We start from the raw sequence: 15011 nt of genomic DNA on the forward strand, positions 1-15011 counted from the left end.
CAAGCGAGGTGCCGAGTGGTGGGGCAAGAGCCCTTTGGTTACTTTGGGGCTTTTCCAAAGTGACCCGCCGTAAGGGCGGAACCAATAGCCGCCGTTACCGCAGAAATGGATATGTACGCGGCCACCCCCAGCCACATGGTCGGCCTGAAGGCCGCCACGGCAGCAAGTCCCAAGGCAATACCACAGCCACACACCCAGCGAGCTGCCAAAGAAATCGCAAACGCGCGTCTATTGAGCACCAATCGTCAGAATCTGCCCCCGTTTTTAAACCTTTTTCAAATTATGTGTTCTAGTTATCACCAGAGCATTTGCGCGCAACGGAAGTCGCCACTAAAATGCCATCACTGATACCGAGTTCGCATATATGCGTATAGATGGATTTTCTTCACCGTCCTACCCCGTCAAGCGTAAGCCGCGAAAGGCCAACGTCACGGTAGACGAGTCCGTCGAGGATTCGCCGGACTTCATCGAAGTCCAATCCGAGGCGCAGGCCAACGCTCAAGCACGTATCAGCGGTCTTCCCGCCCGTCAGCAAGACATGGTCTTCCCGCGCTCAATGAGCAAAAGCGTCGCCACCGCCCTGGCCAGCTACCTGACCACCGCCGGTTTTGTCGACTGGGATATGGAAGTGCTGGGTCTCGACATCCACATCTGATGCGTTTGCCTTATTACCTCGGTTGCCCGTCCTGGAGTGAAAGCGCCTGGCGCGAGTACCTGTACCCGGCCGATGCGCGCTCCACCGATTACCTCGCGCTGTATTCCCAAGTCTTCAATGCCGTTGAAGGCAACACCACGTTTTATGCCAGACCCTCGGCCGCCACCGTGCAGCGCTGGGCCGAGATCATGCCTGCAGATTTTCGCTTCACCGCCAAGTTCCCCGGTGATATCAGCCACAGTGGCAACCTGATCGAGCAATTGCCGGCCGCCGAGAGCTTCGTCGGGTTGATGAGCCCACTGGGCGAGCGGGTTTCGCCGTTCTGGCTGCAACTGCCCGCGACATTTACAGCGCAGCGCCTGGGGGAGTTGGCGGGCTTCATCGACGGGGTCGAGCGCCCGATGGCCGTCGAAGTGCGGCACTCGGAATTCTTCGCCAAGGGCGATGCAGAACGCAAGCTCAACCGTTTGTTGCGTGACCGTGGCGTCGAGCGGATTTGCCTTGATCCACGTGCCTTGTTCAGTTGCACATCCACCGCGCCGGCGGTGTTGCATGCGCAGTCAAAAAAGCCCAAGGTGCCAACCCGCCCGGCCGCGCTGACGCAGTTTCCCCAAGTGCGTTTTATCGGCCATCCCGACCTGGACGCCAACGACCCGCTCCTCAAGCCCTGGGTGGAAAAGGTCGCGGGCTGGATCGAAGAAGGCCGTACCCCTTACGTGTTCCTGCATACCTCGGACAACCGTCTTGCCGCGCAACTGGCCCTGCGTTTCCACGACCAATTGATGGCACGCCTGCCCGGCCTGCCGCCACTGGCAACCCTGGATCGCGCTCCCGCAGGGGAGCAACTGGGGTTACTCTAGGGCTCCTTTTCCGCCCAGGAGCCAGACATGGATGCCCAAACCCTTCGCGCCGATACCTTCAAGGCCTTGCATGAACGCGACCGTGCGTTCGTGATGCCCAACCCATGGGATGCAGGCTCCGCCGTGATGCTGGGCAGCCTGGGTTTTGAAGCATTGGCCACCACCAGTGCGGGCTACGCGTTCAGCTTGGCGCGGCCCGATGCGGAAGGAGCGTTGTCCCTGGAAGACACATTGATCAATGCCGCGATGATCGTCCAGGCCACTGCGTTGCCGGTGGCTGCCGATCTGGAGAACGGCTTCAGCGACACGCCCGAAGGCTGCGCCCGGACCATCCTGCGTGCCGCTGCCACCGGTATCGTCGGCGGCTCCATCGAAGATGCCACGGGTATTGCCGCCGACCCGGTCTATTCCTTCGAGCTGTCCGTCGAGCGCGTGGAAGCCGCCGTTGCCGCCGCCCGCAGCCTGCCATTCGCCTTTACGTTGACGGCCCGCGCGGAAAATCTCCTGCACGGTCGCCTGGATTTGCCTGACACCATCCGTCGCCTGCAGGCCTACGCCGAAGCCGGTGCCGACGTGTTGTATGCGCCGGGCCTAAGCACTGCCGAGGAGGTGCTCGCAGTGGTCAAGGCGGTGGCGCCCAAACCGGTGAATGTGTTGATGTCCGGCGGCCTGAACCTCAGCGTTGCGCAGCTCAGCGCGATGGGCGTACGGCGTATCAGTGTCGGCTCGGCGCTGGCGTTGGCCGCCTATGGCGAGTTCTACCGCGCGGCCCGGGAAGTCTCTGAGTTGGGCACATTCACCTTTACCGAGCGCAAGATGCCGTTCAGTCAGGCCAACCAGTTCTTCAAGGGGTAAGCGGTGCGTTTGTTCAATGTGATCGGCGTGCTGCTGATCCTGGCTGGAGCTTTTGCCGTTGGCGTCTGGCGTGGCTGGGTGCCGCTGCCTGCGCAGTGGAACCCGTGGGCGCCGCTTGATGTGCGCGCCAACCCGAATCTGCTGACGCGCTATAAGCTGGGGCGCCTGCAGGACGACCCGGCACTGTGCGACCAAGTGCTGAAAACGTCAGGCCTGCGCGTCAGCCACCAGGCCGATTCGCCTGCCGATGCCGCTTGCCCGCTGCGCAATACCTTGCGCGTACAGGGCGCGGCGGTTGGGCTAAGCAGCAGTTTTCTCGCCAGTTGCCCACTGGCGGTGGCGTTTGCCCTGTTCGAGCGTCACAGCCTGCAACCGGCGGCCCAGGCGATCTTCAGCCAGGCGGTAACGCGGGTCGATCACCTCGGCAGCTTTGCCTGCCGCAATATGTATAACCGGGCCAGCGGGCGACTTAGCCAGCATGCCTCGGCGAACGCGTTGGACATCGCCGGTTTCCGCCTGGCGGATGGGCGCAGCATCAGTGTGCTCAAGGATTGGCCGGGGGAGGGCGATAGTGCGCGGTTCCTGCGCCAGGTGCGCGAGGGCGCCTGCGACAATTTCAACGTGGTGCTGGGCCCCGACTACAACGCGGCGCACCGCAATCATTTTCATCTGGACATGGGACGTTGGTGGGTGTGTCGCTGAGGTTCAAGCGGCCAGGCGCAGGTTCTGAGCGACCAGCGGGCGCGCCCAGTAGCAATCGAAGTCCAGCGCCTTTTGTTGCGCGATCAGTTCTTCGGTCGGGTACGGCGTGGCGGCGGGAGGCAGCAGGTCCAGCTCGAATTCGGCGATGGGCAGGTGCAATGGGCGTGGCTGCGGCGCCGGGCCCGGTTCCGGCAATGGAAGGCCGGCGGTCAGTACGATTGGCCGTACCCAGCCGCTTTCGAAGTTCTGCTGGCGTTGCTGGGCGACGATTTCTTCTGCCGGGAACGGCGTGGCGGCGGGTGGCAGCAGTTCGGTTTCGAACTCAGCGATCGGCAGGAACAACGGCTCCGGCGGGGCGATCTCGGTGTCTTTTACGTCGCACTCACGCTGGGTGAGGATCTGCGACAGCACGTCGGCGCCTTCGCTGGGTTCCACCGCCGGGTCCACCGCAGCCGGTGCTTGAACCGCGAGCGCGTCCGGCGTATCGCCGAGCTGCTCGGCCAATGCCCGGGCGAAGAAGTCCTGCCACACGTGACTCACCCCGGCCAGCGCTTGAGTATTGCGCAGGCCGTAGTGGTTGTGGGTCGGCAGTACACCGATGGTTAGGGGGAGAATGTCTGACATTTTTCTCGGTCGACGCTCAGCTCTGGCAAAATACCTGACTGTTGTTTTTATCGGCCGGTATTGGCCGATCCTTAATATTTTTGAGCGTAGCGATTGATGAGCGAACAACCAGCGGCCAGCCGCATCCAGGTCGAGGCCTTGGGCGAAGGGTTCAAGCACCGTGCCGAGCAATGGGCGCAGCAGCTTGGCTTGCCGTTAGCGGTAGCGGATGCGGAGTTTTCGTTGCAGGTTGGCGAGCATGGACTGCAGTTGCAACAGCTCGGGCCGGATGCGCCCGGGCCCGTGCGTGTGGACTTCGTCGAAGGCGGCGCGGCGCATCGACGCCTGTATGGCGGCGGCAGCGGGCAGATGATCGCCAAGGCCGTGGGCATCGCCCAAGGCGTACGTCCACGGGTGCTGGACGCCACGGCCGGCCTGGGCAAGGACGCCTTTGTGCTCGCCAGCCTGGGCTGCGAGATGAGCCTGATCGAGCGCCAACCGCTGATCGGCGCCTTGCTCGAAGACGGCTTGGCGCGCGGTGCCCGGGACAGTGAGGTGGCGCCCATCGTCGCGCGCATGAAGCTGCTCAAGGGCAACTCCATCGACGTGATGCGCAGCTGGGAAGGCGAGCCGCCCCAGGTGATCTACCTCGACCCGATGTTTCCACACCGTGAAAAAACCGCCCTGGTGAAGAAGGAAATGCGTCTGTTCCGGCCGCTGGTCGGCGATGATCCGGATGCCCCCGCGCTGCTCGCCGCCGCCCTGGCCCTGGCCAGCCACCGCGTGGTGGTCAAGCGCCCGCGCAAGGCGCCGTGCATTGAAGGGCCCAAGCCGAGCCATGCGCTGGATGGAAAGTCCAGCCGGTATGACATTTATCCCAGGAAAGCGCTCAAGCCTTGAGCCTTCACTGGTCTTGAGAAGGCCTGGGTATCTGCATAACTTTCTGTAGTGAGCGGGCTTGTCCCGCGCTGGGTGGCGAAGCCGCCCCAAAATTAGGCGCCTGAGTTCTACCTGGAAGAATGCGCCGGCCGGTTTGGGGCGGCTTCGCCACCCAGCGCGGGGCAAGCCCGCTGACTACAAATATTGTGTAGAAAGCTATGCTTATCGCGGGTTTCAAGGCCGGTACGCCCGCATAAACAACCCCACCACCTCCCGCACATGCTCCTCGGCAGCTGCTTCACTCAGCTGCCCACCGCAGCCATACAGCAAGCAAAAGTTCGCCGTGCCCTTGAGCAGGCAGAAGAAGTGCTCGGCCGCCCTGAACGGTTTGTCGATGCTCAGCGCGCCGCTCTGGTCGATCTTGCCGAGCAGGCGCTCCATGCCCTGCAGCATGCGCATGGGCCCTGCCTCGAAGAAAATCTGGGAGAGTTTCACGTCCTGATTGCCGGTGGTCATCATCAGGCGATGCAGGTTGACCGACTCTTCGCTGTTGATCAGCCGGTGAAACCCCCGCGCGATATTCAACAACACGGCCTCTACGGGCATGCCTGCGGGCAGCTCGAAGTACATCACCGGCAGCTGTTCCTCGCACTTGGCCACCACCGCAGCGGTAAACAACGTTTCCTTGTCGTTGAAGTGGCTGTAGACCGTCAGTTTCGAGACGCCGGCCTCCAGTGCCACGGCATCCATGCTGGTATTGGCATAGCCATTGCTCAAAAACAGGTTTTTTGCGGCTTCGAGGATAGCCTGGCGTTTTGCCATGTCCTTGGGGCGCCCGGGGCTATTGGTGTTTACGGGATTGTCGGACATTTTCACCTTTAATACTGGACTGGCGAGTTTGGTATTAATAACATACCCGCCAGTATAATAATTCCTCGCTTCATTTGCGAAAGGTCCTCCAGCATGCGCAGCACTTTCCTGCCCTTTGCTTTGCCTATCAGTCTGGTGTACCTGCTGGCCGGTTGCGGCCATGAAGAGGCGGTCCAGACCGCGGTTCGCCCGGCGATGGTGGTGCAGCCACAGCCTGCTTCGCAGTCGATGGACAGCTACCCCGGTGAAGTACGCGCACGCTATGAGCCGGACCTGGCCTTTCGCATCGGCGGCAAAGTCAGCAAGCGCCTGGTGGAGGAGGGTGAGCGGGTCAAGGCCAACCAGGCGTTGGCGGAGCTCGACCCGCAGGATGTGCGCCTGCAGTTGGAAGCGACTCGCGCCCAAGTCGCCGCCGCCGAGGCCAATCTGAGCCTGGTGCGTGCCGAGCGCGACCGCTACAAGACGCTGATGGACCGTCAGATGGTCAGCCGTTCCCAGTACGACAATTCCGAAAACCTCTACCGAGCAGGTGTTGCACGCCTCAAGCAGATCAAGGCGGAGTTCGACGTGGCCAGCAACCAGGCGGGCTACGCGGTACTGCGTGCGCCCCAGGACGGAGTGGTTGCCAAGCGCGCGGTGGAGGTCGGCCAAGTCGTGTCCGCTGGCCAGACCGTGTTCACGCTGGCGACCGATGGCGACCGCGAAGTGCTGATCAGTCTGCCGGAGCAGGGTTTCGGCCGCTTCGAGATCGGCCAGCCGGTATCGGTTGAACTGTGGAGCCAGCCCGACCAGCGCTTCAGCGGACGTATTCGTGAGCTGTCGCCGGCGGCCGATCCCAAGTCGCGTACGTTCGCTGCCCGCGTGGCGTTCACCGGCGGCAAGGTCCCGGCTGAGCTGGGCCAGAGCGCTCGCGTGTTCATACAGGCTGAAGGTGCTACCCCCCTGTCGGTGCCGCTGTCTGCCGTCAGCGCCGAGAACGGTGCGTCCTATGTCTGGCGTGTGCAGCGAGGCAATACCCTCAAGCGCGTGCCGGTTCGCATCGGCGCCTTTGGTGAAAAAACCGTCCCGGTGCTCGAAGGCCTGACCCCGACGGATTGGGTCATCGCCGCCGGCGTGCATGTGCTCCACGAGGGCCAGCAAGTGCGCCCGGTGGATCGCTCCAACCGTGTGGTGAATCTGGCGGCCAAGGAGTAGTCCCCATGGGTTTCAATCTTTCCGAATGGGCGTTGCGTAATCGCCAGATCGTACTGTTCCTGATGATTCTGCTGGCCGTCGTCGGCACCTTGTCCTACTCCAAACTGGGACAAAGTGAAGACCCGCCGTTCACCTTCAAGGCGATGGTGATCAAAACCAACTGGCCCGGCGCGACGGCCCAGGAAGTCTCGCGGCAAGTCACCGAACGCATCGAGAAAAAACTCATGGAGACCGGTGAGTACGAACGCATTGTTTCCTTCTCGCGCCCCGGTGAATCCCAGGTCACCTTTATGGCGCGTGACGCCATGCATTCGGCGCAGATCCCCGAGTTGTGGTACCAGGTGCGCAAGAAGATCGGCGACATCCGCCAGACCTTGCCGCCGGACATCCAGGGACCGTTTTTCAACGATGAATTCGGCACCACCTTTGGCAATATCTACGCCCTGACCGGCGAGGGTTTCGACTACGCCGTGCTCAAGGACTACGCAGATCGTATCCAGATACAACTGCAGCGTGTAGCGGATGTGGGCAAGGTCGAGCTGCTTGGCCAGCAAGACGAAAAAATTTGGATCGAACTGTCCAACCTCAAGCTCGCCACCCTCGGCTTGCCCTTGGCAGCGGTGCAACAGGCGTTACAGGAGCAGAATGCGGTCTCCACCGCCGGCTTCTTTGAAACGCCTAGCGAACGCGTGCAACTGCGCGTGTCGGGCAACTTCCAGAGCGTCGAAGAAATCCGCAACTTCCCGTTACGCGTCGGTGACCGAACCTTGCGCATCGGCGATGTGGCCGACATCCACCGTGGTTTCAATGACCCACCGGCACCGCGCATGCGCTTCATGGGGGCGGACGCCATTGGCCTGGCCGTGGCCATGCGTGACGGCGGTGACATTCTGGTACTGGGCAAAGCGCTGGAAGGCGAATTCGCACGCCTGCAGAAGAATCTTCCGGCGGGCATGGAGCTGCGCAAGGTGTCGGACCAGCCGGCGGCGGTGAAAACCAGCGTCGGCGAATTCGTGCAAGTGTTGGCCGAAGCCTTGGCCATCGTGCTGCTGGTGAGTTTCTTCTCCCTCGGTGTTCGCACTGGCATGGTGGTGGCTTTGGCGATTCCGCTGGTGCTGGCGATGACGTTTGCCACCATGTATTACCTCGGCATCGGCCTGCACAAGATCTCGCTCGGGGCCCTGGTGTTGGCGTTGGGTTTGCTGGTGGATGATGCCATCATCGCCGTGGAAATGATGGCGATCAAAATGGAGCAAGGCTATGACCGGCTCAAGGCCGCCAGCTTCGCCTGGACCAGCACCGCGTTCCCGATGCTCACGGGAACGCTGATCACGGCGGCGGGCTTCCTGCCGATTGCCACCGCGCAGTCGAGCACCGGCGAGTACACCCGTTCGATTTTCCAGGTCGTGACCATTGCGTTGCTCGCTTCCTGGGTCGCCGCCGTGGTGTTCGTGCCTTACCTGGGCGAAAAACTCCTGCCGGACCTGGCGAAAATTCATGCAGCCAAGCACGGCACCGATGGCCCGGATCCCTACGGCACACCCTTCTACCAGCGCGTCAGGCGCGTGGTGGAGTGGTGCGTGCGGCGGCGTAAAACCGTGATCGTGCTGACCTTGCTGCTGTTTATCGGTTCGGTCGCCCTGTTCCGTTTCGTACCGCAGCAGTTCTTCCCGGCGTCCGGTCGTCTGGAGCTGATGGTTGACCTGAAGCTGGCCGAAGGCACCTCGTTAAGCAACACCGCCGAGCAGGTCAAGCGCCTGGAAGGGCTGCTCAAGGGCCACGCCGGCATTGACAACTATGTGGCCTATGTCGGCACGGGTTCGCCGCGCTTTTACTTGCCGCTGGACCAGCAGTTGCCGGCCGCCAGTTTTGCCCAGTTGGTCGTAGTGGCTAAAACCATCGAGGAACGTGAAAGCCTGCGCACCTGGCTGATCGAAACCCTCAATGAACAATTCCCCGACCTGCGTTCACGCGTCACGCGGCTGGAAAACGGCCCGCCCGTGGGCTACCCGGTGCAGTTTCGCGTGACCGGCGAGCATATCGAAGAGGTGCGTGCCCTGGCACGCAAAGTGGCGGCCAGGGTTCGCGAGAATACCCACGTGGTCAATGTGCACCTGGACTGGGAAGAGCCCAGCAAGATCGTCTACCTCAATATCGACCAGGACCGCGCCCGTGCCCTCGGCGTGAGCACGGCCGACCTGTCGAAATTCCTGCAGCGTTCGTTGACCGGCTCCAGCGTCAGTCAATACCGGGAGGACAACGAGTTGATCGAGATTCTCCTGCGCGGCACCGTGCATGAGCGCACCGAACTGTCATTGCTGCCGAGCCTGGCAGTGCCCACCGACAATGGCAAAAGCGTGGCGCTGTCGCAGATCGCCACCCTCGAATACGGCTTCGAAGAGGGCATCATCTGGCACCGCAACCGCCTGCCAACGGTGACCGTCCGCGCGGATATCTATGGCAAGGAGCAACCGGCGACGTTGGTCCAGCAGATCCTGCCCACCCTCGAAGGCGTGCGTGCCGAGCTGCCGGACGGTTACCTGCTGGATGTTGGCGGTACGGTCGAGGACTCCGCCCGCGGCCAGAACTCGGTCAAGGCCGGCGTGCCGCTGTTTATCGTGGTGGTGTTGACCCTGTTGATGCTGCAACTGCGCAGTTTCTCCCGCACGGCGATGGTGTTTCTGACCGCGCCGCTGGGGCTGATCGGGGTGACGTTGTTCCTGCTGGTATTCCGTCAGCCTTTCGGCTTCGTGGCGATGTTGGGCACCATCGCGCTGTCGGGCATGATCATGCGTAATTCGGTGATCCTGGTGGACCAGATCGAACAGGACATCAAGGCCGGCCTGGCACCCTGGCAAGCGATCATCGAAGCCACCGTCCGACGCTTCCGTCCGATTGTGCTGACCGCCCTGGCGGCGGTGCTGGCAATGATTCCGCTGTCGCGCAGTGTGTTCTTCGGGCCAATGGCCGTCGCGATCATGGGTGGGTTGATTGTGGCGACGGCGTTGACGTTGTTGTTTCTGCCGGCGCTGTATGCGGGATGGTTTCGCGTCAAGAACGAAACTCGGCCATAACAAAGGGGTATTGGCTATGAGGCGTATGTAATACGCATGCGCCTGATAAGCGTTGGGAAAAGTGGGAAATGCCTGAAATCCGATAACTGCTTATAAAGCCTGAATGACGCCCACTCTAATTATCTAGAAGTTGGGCAGCTTTTTGTCGACCGTTTTAATAATTGACGTATTGGTGTCGGCCAGTGGCGTGATTTTTTGCAGCGTCAGGTCCAAGTGTCCCACCGACTCTGTATAGAGATGGCAAACGAAACTGTCTTCTCCGGTTATTTTGTAGCACACCACGCATTCGCTCATGTTTGTAAGTAACTGTTCCACCTCCTGGAACTTTCCTGTCAAGGGTTTAACCCTGACTAGTGCTTGCAGTACATACCCCAATGCCTCGGCGCCCAGTTCGACGCTGAACCCGACGATGATACCTGCCACCTCCAAACGCTTGAGGCGCTCGCTGCAACCTGGCGCGGACAGACCCACCTGACGACCCAGTGCGCGAATAGACGTGCGTGCGTTCTGATGGAGGGCAACAATCAGCGCGCTATCAATAGAGTCTAATTTATGGCCGCTCTTTGTAAGCTTTTTCATTAGGGAGACCTTACGAACATTGATGAAATAGCGTGAAATTATTACATACCACAGATCCCTAAAAAAAGAATGGATTTTTTTAAGTATCCTGCCTATGGTTTTTGTGCAGTCATGCGCAGTACTGTGCTGTTTTTTTTGACTTAATCTATTTATCGAGGAGTTCAAATGAACTACGTACTTGATGAGGCTCGTCTGCAACAATACCATGCCGATAATTTTTCCGAAAAAAGAGTGTTTGCGTTGCGTAATGAATTTTCGCGTAATGGCTTTATAAAATTGCGCGATATCGTCGATGACGCATTACGCGAAACAATAACTGCGGATGTCCATAGTCTGATCGAGCGCCAACTCGAACGTCGTGACCTGCACTTGGCAACAACCGATAACACACCGCGCTACATGAGCGTGGTACGCAGTGAATTTATTGCTGAAAACAGCCCGTTGATCGGTGCGCTGTCCAAATCCGACGTGCTACTCGGCACGTTGTCTTTAATCGCCAACACGCGGATCGTCGCTTCCGTTTCCCAGGATGAGGAGTTCCTGATCACAAAGCAGGAGCGCAAAGGCGATACCCATGGCTGGCATTGGGGTGACTACAGTTTCGCGTTGATCTGGATCATTGAGACACCTCCCATCGCCAAGGGCGGCATGTTGCAATGTGTGCCTCATACCTCATGGGATAAATCCGATCCCAGGATTCACGAACTGTTGTGCAGTAATCCGATTGCCACTTATGGCTTCACGACAGGGGATATTTATTTCCTGCGCACGGATACCACGCTGCACCGCACAATTCCACTGAATGAAGATGCCACTCGCATCATCCTGAACATGACATGGGCTGCTGAAAAAGATCTCTCCAGAAACCTGCACGGCAATGATCGTTGGTGGGAAGACCAACACGCAGAGGCTGCAAAAAGCCTGGCATAGAGCACTAAAATTCCACCCACGGGATGACGATCATGCACGATATCCGCTGCTTGCAGCACGCCAGTACCTTACTCAAACAGGCGCAGTCGCACGCGGCCATGGCTGACCTGGTTCGCGCGGCGGTAGTTCGTAATGAACAATGGCGCGGGCAGCAGTGCATTAACCTTGTGGCCGCCGAGTCACCGACCAGCCCGTCCGTGCGCGCCTTGCTGTCCAGTGAGGTCGGCACGCGCGCTTCGGGCGGGCATATTGGACGTGACAACCGTTTTTTCTCCGGTATGAAGAATATCGACGAGCTGGAATCGCTTTGCGTGGAATTATTGAAAACCACGTTTCGCGTCCAGCACGCCGATCATCGGCTGATGGGGGGCATGGCAGCCGTTCTGGCGGCGTACACGGCTTTGACCCGTCCCGAAGACAATGTCATGACCGTACCGGTGATTAGGGGAGGCGATACCAGCAATCGGACCAATGGCCCGCCTGGTGTAAGGGGGCTCAAGGTTTGGGATGTTCCCTTTGTGCACAAGACCAGTGATATCGATCTCACGCGTTTCAGCGAAGTTGCCCAAACCCTCAAACCAGCCGTGATTGGCCTCGGCATGACATTGACCCTGTTTCCCCTGCCGGTTTCTGACATCAAAGGCATCGTTTCACCCTGGGGTGGAAAGGTCTATTTCGACGCCGCCCACCAATTGGGCTTGATCAGTGCCGGCCTGTTTCAGGACCCGCTGGCGGAAGGTGCGGACCTGATGACCGGTTCTTCCGGAAAAACGTTCAGCGGCCCCCAGGGCGGTGTGATCGTGTGGAATGAGACGGCGTTGACGGCACCTGTGCATGAGGCGATTTTCCCCACGCTGACCGGCAGTCACCAGATCAACCGGGTGGCGGCACTCGCGGTGGCTGCCACCGAGATGCTGGAGTACGGGCAGGCCTACATGAAGCAAGTCGTGAGTAACGCACAGGCGCTGGCCACGCACTTGGATCTTAGGGGCGTGACCGCTTTTTATAGAGAGCAGGGTTACACCCGTACTCATCAGATTGTGATCGATTCAAAGCCTTTTGCCAGCGGTCGTGAGGCCGTGGAACGCCTGGAGGCGGCCAACATCATCACCAACGAAATGCCACTGCCGTGGGATACGGACCCCTACAAGGAATCGGGTATTCGCCTCGGTACTGTGGAAGTGACTCGGCTGGGCATGAAAGAGCGGGAGATGGCATGGATAGCCGACCAGATTGTCAGCGTATTGCTGCATAAAGAGGACCCGATGGCAGTTGCCAACGGTGTGATCGATTTCATGAAGAACTACAGAACTGTCTATTACTGCCATGAGAACGGACTACCCCGCTAGTCATTCTCAAAGGAGGCTCATATGCCCGACACCGTCGTTTCCGTTTATCAGGCCACGTTGACCTTTGCCGTCGCTGCCATCGCGTTGCTCGCCAGTCCCGGTCCGGCAACATTGGCACTGGCGGCAAGTGGCGCCGCTTATGGCCTGAAACGTTCGGTTGGGTTTTTTGCCGGGATTACGCTGGGCTTGGTGATTGCCATGACATTGGTTGCCACGGGCCTGTATGTGGTATTGCACAGCTTTCCGATAATGGCGACGGTGCTGACCGTCCTCTCCATCTTTTATATGGTTTGGCTGGCTTATCGCATTGGAACTGCGCCGCCCATCAAGGATGAACAAGCCGTCGTCACGCCAGGCTGGGGAGCCGGTTTTTTTCTGGGAGCCGCCAACGTCAAGGCCTATGCCGCGTTTGCGGCGCTGCTGGGCAGTTTTACCCTGGGTACGGCGCCAGCCTGGGAACAAGCGATGAAGGCTTTGATTTGTCTGTTGGTTTGCGTGGTGTTCGATTTCCTATGGTTATTTGCGGGGAGCAAGTTGCGCCGATTATTCATCCATCCCACTTGGAGCCGAGTACTCAACGTCAGCTTTGCGATTTTAATGATAGCGACGGTCGCCTGGTCCTTCACGCTGACGCAATAGCGCTATCGGTGGAAAAACGCTATATCATTTCCCGCCGAGGATTTACCCATGCTTGGAACCGTTTCTGCATTGGCGCTGCTGTTGGTGGTGCCTGGCCCGACCAACACGCTGTTGCTGCGCGCAGGGGTGTTGTTTGGCTTCATGGCGTCCTGGCGGCTGGCGTTCATCGAGTGCGTGGCGTATCTGATACAGGTATCGGTGTGGGGTGGCTCGCTGTTCTACCTGTCAGCCTGGTCGCCGTGGGTGGTTAGAGCGACGCAACTGGCCGCTGCATGCTATCTGCTCTTTCTCTCCTGCTCGTTGTGGCAGCGCAAGAATGGCGGAGGCAATCCTGACCGCGATCGCTTTTCAGGGCCGTCTTTCTTTTTGCTGACGGTGATGAATCCCAAGGGCTTACTGATCGTTTCATTCATCGCGCCGATGGATGCCTTCGTTACCCTGCACGGGTATGCCGCCTTCATGAGCACCCTGGCGTTGGTCATCATACCGGTGGGCTCCACGTGGATTCTGTTTGGCAGCCGAATCACCGGTACAAACAAGACTTGGCTGACGCCCCTGAAGATTAACCGGGCAACCTCCATTGCAATCGGGTGCTTTGCGACACTGATGATAGGGCGTCTGGCTGGTTCGGTCCTGCATTAGGAGCGCTCCCGGTTACGGGGAACGCTCCGCTCGGGGTTTACAGCGCCCCGAAGACCTTCTTCGCCAAACTGGTCGCGGCAGCCGCAGGGTTCTCGCGAATGGTTTCTTCCTGCTTGGCGATCATCTTGAACAACCCATCCAGCGCCTGCTCGGTCACGTAGTTTTCGACGTTGGCACTCTTGGCGTCCAGCGCGCCAAAGGCTGCGGCCTTGCCGGCCAGGGCGTTGTACTGCTGGGCGACGCCGACCTTGTCGGTGGCGGCCTTGACGATCGGCAGGAACTTGGCGCGGATCTGGTCGCGGCTGCTTTTGTTCAGGTACTGGGTGGCGGAGTCCTGACCACCACTGAGGATGCCCTTGGCGTCGGTCACGCTCATGTTCTTGACGGCGTTGACCAGGATCGGCTGTGCCTGGGTGACGGCGGTTTCCGCCGCCTTGTTCATGCTGGTTTCCAACTGCGTGACCTGGTCACCCATGCCGAACATTTTCAGCTTGTCGGCGACCTTTCCCAACTTGCCAGGCAGGCCGATCTTCACCTCCGGGTTATTGCTGAAACCGCCGGGTGTGCCCAGTTGTTTCACTGCGATCTGCGCGCCTTGGGTCAATGCGTCCTTGAGGCCGCCGCTGGCGTCACCCTGGGACAGGCTGCTCAAGTCCAGGGCCATGGCGTTGGCGCCGAACAGCAGGCTGGCACACAGGGCAGTGAGGCGAAGGGATTTACGGAGCATGGGTGCTTCCTTTTGATATGGCTTTTGTTCTAGAGGCTATCAGTGGGTCACAGCGTCAACGCGCACGCGCAACGGTTGTGGATCCTGGCCGTTGAGCTGCACCGCGTGCCGTTCGGTGGTGATGAACATTAGCTTGCCGTCCACTTCGATGCGAGCGCTGACCGAATAACGGTGGCCGGGCTTGACCTGCGCCGGGTCGTAGCTCAGGTGAAACGGCAGCGGCACCTGGCCTGTGACCGGGCCTTTCTGCTCGGCCAGGGTGACGGCCGGGGCGTCCATCACAGACACGTCTTGCAGGCTGACGCTCAAGGTCGCAGTCGGTGGCAAGGCGATGCGTTGCAGGTAGAACACTTCGCCGTCGAGGCTGGACTTGGGTATAGGGCTCATGGACTGGCAGGCTCCAAGCAGGGCAGTGAGGCCCAGGAGAATGATCTTTTTCATGGTGCAGCTCCT

The 15011-nt window shown here is 59.9% G+C and carries 16 protein-coding genes; 11 read left to right on the forward strand and 5 right to left on the reverse strand.

Annotated elements, in window-relative coordinates; translation table 11 throughout:
• Window positions 1–364 precede the first annotated feature (364 nt).
• The 4 genes from KVG91_RS16350 to KVG91_RS16365 are packed head-to-tail and all read left to right on the forward strand — an operon-like array spanning window position 365 to window position 3072.
• Window positions 365–655 (forward strand): hypothetical protein, encoded by a 291-nt coding sequence (locus tag KVG91_RS16350; protein ID WP_169378559.1) that lies wholly within the window; start codon window positions 365–367, stop codon window positions 653–655.
• A complete protein-coding gene (locus KVG91_RS16355) occupies window positions 655–1515 on the forward strand; it encodes a DUF72 domain-containing protein (protein WP_169378558.1) in 861 nt (286 codons plus the stop codon). Before KVG91_RS16350 ends, KVG91_RS16355 begins: the two co-directional genes overlap by 1 nt.
• A gap of 27 nt (window positions 1516–1542) precedes the next feature.
• Entirely contained in the window at window positions 1543–2370 is an 828-nt protein-coding gene (locus tag KVG91_RS16360) for an isocitrate lyase/PEP mutase family protein (RefSeq protein WP_169378557.1), read from the forward strand.
• 3 nt (window positions 2371–2373) lie between these two features.
• Window positions 2374–3072 carry an extensin-like domain-containing protein gene (locus tag KVG91_RS16365; protein ID WP_169378556.1) on the forward strand — a complete coding sequence of 233 codons (699 nt, stop codon included), beginning with the start codon at window positions 2374–2376 and terminating at the stop codon, window positions 3070–3072.
• Window positions 3073–3075: 3 nt separating this feature from the next.
• Here the strand turns inward: KVG91_RS16365 and KVG91_RS16370 are convergent, their stop codons facing one another.
• Window positions 3076–3696, reverse strand: coding sequence for an energy transducer TonB (locus KVG91_RS16370; protein ID WP_169378555.1), 621 nt, complete (start codon window positions 3694–3696; stop codon window positions 3076–3078).
• Window positions 3697–3792: 96 nt separating this feature from the next.
• Here KVG91_RS16370 and KVG91_RS16375 point away from each other — a divergent pair, with 96 nt between their 5' ends.
• The gene (locus tag KVG91_RS16375; protein ID WP_169378554.1) at window positions 3793–4575 is read left to right on the forward strand and encodes a class I SAM-dependent methyltransferase; all 783 of its coding nucleotides are present in this window, start codon (window positions 3793–3795) and stop codon (window positions 4573–4575) included.
• Between the two features lie 213 nt (window positions 4576–4788).
• Here KVG91_RS16375 and KVG91_RS16380 read toward each other — a convergent pair whose 3' ends face one another.
• Window positions 4789–5424, reverse strand: a complete 636-nt coding sequence (locus tag KVG91_RS16380) for a TetR/AcrR family transcriptional regulator (RefSeq protein WP_169378553.1) — start codon at window positions 5422–5424, stop codon at window positions 4789–4791.
• A gap of 93 nt (window positions 5425–5517) precedes the next feature.
• On the opposite strand from KVG91_RS16380, the gene KVG91_RS16385 reads away from it, so the two are divergent.
• Window positions 5518–6618, forward strand: a complete 1101-nt coding sequence (locus KVG91_RS16385; RefSeq protein ID WP_169378552.1) for an efflux RND transporter periplasmic adaptor subunit — start codon at window positions 5518–5520, stop codon at window positions 6616–6618.
• Between the two features lie 5 nt (window positions 6619–6623).
• The gene (locus KVG91_RS16390) at window positions 6624–9692 is read left to right on the forward strand and encodes an efflux RND transporter permease subunit (protein ID WP_169378551.1); all 3069 of its coding nucleotides are present in this window, start codon (window positions 6624–6626) and stop codon (window positions 9690–9692) included.
• Between the two features lie 123 nt (window positions 9693–9815).
• Here the strand turns inward: KVG91_RS16390 and KVG91_RS16395 are convergent, their stop codons facing one another.
• A complete protein-coding gene (locus tag KVG91_RS16395) occupies window positions 9816–10271 on the reverse strand; it encodes an Lrp/AsnC family transcriptional regulator (protein ID WP_169378550.1) in 456 nt (151 codons plus the stop codon).
• A 165-nt stretch (window positions 10272–10436) separates the two neighbouring features.
• Between KVG91_RS16395 and KVG91_RS16400 the strand changes: the two genes are divergently transcribed.
• From KVG91_RS16400 to KVG91_RS16415, 4 genes are read left to right on the forward strand one after another with little or no spacing between them, the layout of a single operon-like run.
• Entirely contained in the window at window positions 10437–11201 is a 765-nt protein-coding gene (locus tag KVG91_RS16400) for a HalD/BesD family halogenase (RefSeq protein WP_169378549.1), read from the forward strand.
• A 32-nt stretch (window positions 11202–11233) separates the two neighbouring features.
• A complete protein-coding gene (locus KVG91_RS16405) occupies window positions 11234–12550 on the forward strand; it encodes a serine hydroxymethyltransferase (RefSeq protein ID WP_225927017.1) in 1317 nt (438 codons plus the stop codon).
• A 21-nt stretch (window positions 12551–12571) separates the two neighbouring features.
• Window positions 12572–13189 (forward strand): LysE family translocator, encoded by a 618-nt coding sequence (locus tag KVG91_RS16410; RefSeq protein WP_169378547.1) that lies wholly within the window; start codon window positions 12572–12574, stop codon window positions 13187–13189.
• Window positions 13190–13237: 48 nt separating this feature from the next.
• Window positions 13238–13831 carry a LysE family translocator gene (locus tag KVG91_RS16415; protein ID WP_169378546.1) on the forward strand — a complete coding sequence of 198 codons (594 nt, stop codon included), beginning with the start codon at window positions 13238–13240 and terminating at the stop codon, window positions 13829–13831.
• Window positions 13832–13868: 37 nt separating this feature from the next.
• On the opposite strand, the gene KVG91_RS16420 is transcribed toward KVG91_RS16415, so the two are convergent.
• On the reverse strand, window positions 13869–14558 hold the full coding sequence (locus KVG91_RS16420) for a DUF4197 domain-containing protein (protein ID WP_169378545.1): 690 nt from the start codon (window positions 14556–14558) through the stop codon (window positions 13869–13871).
• Window positions 14559–14597: 39 nt separating this feature from the next.
• Window positions 14598–14999: a YbaY family lipoprotein gene (locus KVG91_RS16425; protein WP_169378544.1), complete on the reverse strand. Its 402-nt coding sequence runs from the start codon at window positions 14997–14999 to the stop codon at window positions 14598–14600.
• Window positions 15000–15011 lie beyond the last annotated feature (12 nt).

This window comes from Pseudomonas azadiae (assembly GCF_019145355.1).
GTDB lineage: Bacteria > Pseudomonadota > Gammaproteobacteria > Pseudomonadales > Pseudomonadaceae > Aquipseudomonas > Aquipseudomonas azadiae.

What these genes read in the sequence shown, in the direction of transcription:
- KVG91_RS16420 (WP_169378545.1), bottom strand. Translation starts at nt 14,558, where the DNA reads ATGCTCCGTAAATCCCTTCGCCTCACTGCCCTGTGTGCCAGCCTGCTG.
- KVG91_RS16370 (WP_169378555.1), bottom strand. Translation starts at nt 3,696, where the DNA reads ATGTCAGACATTCTCCCCCTAACCATCGGTGTACTGCCGACCCACAAC.
- KVG91_RS16405 (WP_225927017.1), top strand. Translation starts at nt 11,234, where the DNA reads ATGCACGATATCCGCTGCTTGCAGCACGCCAGTACCTTACTCAAACAG.
- KVG91_RS16415 (WP_169378546.1), top strand. Translation starts at nt 13,238, where the DNA reads ATGCTTGGAACCGTTTCTGCATTGGCGCTGCTGTTGGTGGTGCCTGGC.
- KVG91_RS16360 (WP_169378557.1), top strand. Translation starts at nt 1,543, where the DNA reads ATGGATGCCCAAACCCTTCGCGCCGATACCTTCAAGGCCTTGCATGAA.
- KVG91_RS16350 (WP_169378559.1), top strand. Translation starts at nt 365, where the DNA reads ATGCGTATAGATGGATTTTCTTCACCGTCCTACCCCGTCAAGCGTAAG.
- KVG91_RS16390 (WP_169378551.1), top strand. Translation starts at nt 6,624, where the DNA reads ATGGGTTTCAATCTTTCCGAATGGGCGTTGCGTAATCGCCAGATCGTA.
- KVG91_RS16380 (WP_169378553.1), bottom strand. Translation starts at nt 5,424, where the DNA reads ATGTCCGACAATCCCGTAAACACCAATAGCCCCGGGCGCCCCAAGGAC.
- KVG91_RS16400 (WP_169378549.1), top strand. Translation starts at nt 10,437, where the DNA reads ATGAACTACGTACTTGATGAGGCTCGTCTGCAACAATACCATGCCGAT.
- KVG91_RS16410 (WP_169378547.1), top strand. Translation starts at nt 12,572, where the DNA reads ATGCCCGACACCGTCGTTTCCGTTTATCAGGCCACGTTGACCTTTGCC.
- KVG91_RS16375 (WP_169378554.1), top strand. Translation starts at nt 3,793, where the DNA reads ATGAGCGAACAACCAGCGGCCAGCCGCATCCAGGTCGAGGCCTTGGGC.
- KVG91_RS16355 (WP_169378558.1), top strand. Translation starts at nt 655, where the DNA reads ATGCGTTTGCCTTATTACCTCGGTTGCCCGTCCTGGAGTGAAAGCGCC.
- KVG91_RS16425 (WP_169378544.1), bottom strand. Translation starts at nt 14,999, where the DNA reads ATGAAAAAGATCATTCTCCTGGGCCTCACTGCCCTGCTTGGAGCCTGC.
- KVG91_RS16385 (WP_169378552.1), top strand. Translation starts at nt 5,518, where the DNA reads ATGCGCAGCACTTTCCTGCCCTTTGCTTTGCCTATCAGTCTGGTGTAC.
- KVG91_RS16395 (WP_169378550.1), bottom strand. Translation starts at nt 10,271, where the DNA reads ATGAAAAAGCTTACAAAGAGCGGCCATAAATTAGACTCTATTGATAGC.